The following is a 2957-nucleotide window of genomic DNA, read 5'->3' on the forward strand; positions in this document are numbered from 1 at the left end:
CTGTAGTGATTCTTTTTTTAACGGTTAAGTTAGAAAGGGCGCACGGTGGATGCCTTGGCACTAGGAGCCGATGAAGGACGGGACGAACACCGATATGCTTCGGGGAGCTGTAAGCAAGCTTTGATCCGGAGATTTCCGAATGGGGAAACCCACTGCTCGTAATGGAGCAGTATCCATATCTGAATTCATAGGATATGAGAAGGCAGACCCGGGGAACTGAAACATCTAAGTACCCGGAGGAAGAGAAAGCAAATGCGATTCCCTGAGTAGCGGCGAGCGAAACGGGAACAGCCCAAACCAAGAGGCTTGCCTCTTGGGGTTGTAGGACACTCTATGTGGAGTTACAAAAGAACGAGGTAGATGAAGAGGTCTGGAAAGGCCCGCCATAGGAGGTAACAGCCCTGTAGTCAAAACTTCGTTCTCTCCTGAGTGGATCCTGAGTACGGCGGAACACGTGAAATTCCGTCGGAATCCGGGAGGACCATCTCCCAAGGCTAAATACTCCCTAGTGACCGATAGTGAACCAGTACCGTGAGGGAAAGGTGAAAAGCACCCCGGAAGGGGAGTGAAAGAGATCCTGAAACCGTGTGCCTACAAGTAGTCAGAGCCCGTTTATGGGTGATGGCGTGCCTTTTGTAGAATGAACCGGCGAGTTACGATCCCGTGCAAGGTTAAGTTTGAAAAGACGGAGCCGCAGCGAAAGCGAGTCTGAATAGGGCGCATGAGTACGTGGTCGTAGACCCGAAACCAGGTGATCTACCCATGTCCAGGGTGAAGTTCAGGTAACACTGAATGGAGGCCCGAACCCACGCACGTTGAAAAGTGCGGGGATGAGGTGTGGGTAGGGGTGAAATGCCAATCGAACCTGGAGATAGCTGGTTCTCTCCGAAATAGCTTTAGGGCTAGCCTCAAGGTAAGAGTCTTGGAGGTAGAGCACTGATTGGACTAGGGGCCCCTACCGGGTTACCGAATTCAGTCAAACTCCGAATGCCAATGACTTATCCTTGGGAGTCAGACTGCGAGTGATAAGATCCGTAGTCGAAAGGGAAACAGCCCAGACCGCCAGCTAAGGTCCCAAAGTATACGTTAAGTGGAAAAGGATGTGGAGTTGCTTAGACAACCAGGATGTTGGCTTAGAAGCAGCCACCATTTAAAGAGTGCGTAATAGCTCACTGGTCGAGTGACTCTGCGCCGAAAATGTACCGGGGCTAAACGTATCACCGAAGCTGCGGACTGTTCTTACGAACAGTGGTAGGAGAGCGTTCTAAGGGCTGTGAAGCGAGACCGGAAGGACTCGTGGAGCGCTTAGAAGTGAGAATGCCGGTATGAGTAGCGAAAGAGGGGTGAGAATCCCCTCCACCGAATGCCTAAGGTTTCCTGAGGAAGGCTCGTCCGCTCAGGGTTAGTCGGGACCTAAGCCGAGGCCGAAAGGCGTAGGCGATGGACAACAGGTTGATATTCCTGTACCACCTCCTCACCATTTGAGCAATGGGGGGACGCAGGAGGATAGGGTAAGCGCGGTATTGGATATCCGCGTCCAAGCAGTTAGGCTGGGAAATAGGCAAATCCGTTTCCCACATAAGGCTGAGCTGTGATGGCGAGTGACAATTGAGTTGCGAGTTCCTGATTCCACACTGCCAAGAAAAGCCTCTAGCGAGGTGAGAGGTGCCCGTACCGCAAACCGACACAGGTAGGCGAGGAGAGAATCCTAAGGTGTTCGAGAGAACTCTCGTTAAGGAACTCGGCAAAATGACCCCGTAACTTCGGGAGAAGGGGTGCTCTGATAGGGTGCAAGCCCGAGAGAGCCGCAGTGAATAGGCCCAGGCGACTGTTTAGCAAAAACACAGGTCTCTGCGAAGCCGTAAGGCGAAGTATAGGGGCTGACGCCTGCCCGGTGCTGGAAGGTTAAGAGGAGCGCTTAGCGTAAGCGAAGGTGCGAATTGAAGCCCCAGTAAACGGCGGCCGTAACTATAACGGTCCTAAGGTAGCGAAATTCCTTGTCGGGTAAGTTCCGACCCGCACGAAAGGCGCAACGATCTGGGCACTGTCTCAACGAGAGACTCGGTGAAATTATAGTACCTGTGAAGATGCAGGTTACCCGCGACAGGACGGAAAGACCCCGTGGAGCTTTACTGCAGCCTGATATTGAATGTTGGTACAGCTTGTACAGGATAGGTAGGAGCCTTGGAAACCGGAGCGCTAGCTTCGGTGGAGGCATCGGTGGGATACTACCCTGGCTGTATTGACCTTCTAACCCGCTGCCCTTATCGGGCAGGGAGACAGTGTCAGGTGGGCAGTTTGACTGGGGCGGTCGCCTCCTAAAAGGTAACGGAGGCGCCCAAAGGTTCCCTCAGAATGGTTGGAAATCATTCGTAGAGTGTAAAGGCACAAGGGAGCTTGACTGCGAGACCTACAAGTCGAGCAGGGACGAAAGTCGGGCTTAGTGATCCGGTGGTTCCGCATGGAAGGGCCATCGCTCAACGGATAAAAGCTACCCCGGGGATAACAGGCTTATCTCCCCCAAGAGTCCACATCGACGGGGAGGTTTGGCACCTCGATGTCGGCTCATCGCATCCTGGGGCTGTAGTCGGTCCCAAGGGTTGGGCTGTTCGCCCATTAAAGCGGTACGCGAGCTGGGTTCAGAACGTCGTGAGACAGTTCGGTCCCTATCCGTCGCGGGCGCAGGAAATTTGAGAGGAGCTGTCCTTAGTACGAGAGGACCGGGATGGACGCACCGCTGGTGTACCAGTTGTTCTGCCAAGGGCATCGCTGGGTAGCTATGTGCGGACGGGATAAGTGCTGAAAGCATCTAAGCATGAAGCCCCCCTCAAGATGAGATTTCCCATTCCGCAAGGAAGTAAGATCCCTGAAAGATGATCAGGTTGATAGGTCTGAGGTGGAAGTGTGGTGACACATGGAGCTGACAGATACTAATCGATCGAGGACTTAACCTAAAA

General features: G+C 53.3%; 1 rRNA gene. It reads left to right on the forward strand.

Going from position 1 to position 2957, the window contains the following annotated elements:
* Positions 1–22: 22 nt before the first annotated feature.
* Positions 23–2954, forward strand: a 23S ribosomal RNA gene (locus PDT38_RS19245).
* Positions 2955–2957 lie beyond the last annotated feature (3 nt).

Source organism: Bacillus changyiensis (assembly GCF_027706145.1).
Classification (GTDB): Bacteria; Bacillota; Bacilli; order Bacillales; family Bacillaceae; genus Bacillus; species Bacillus changyiensis.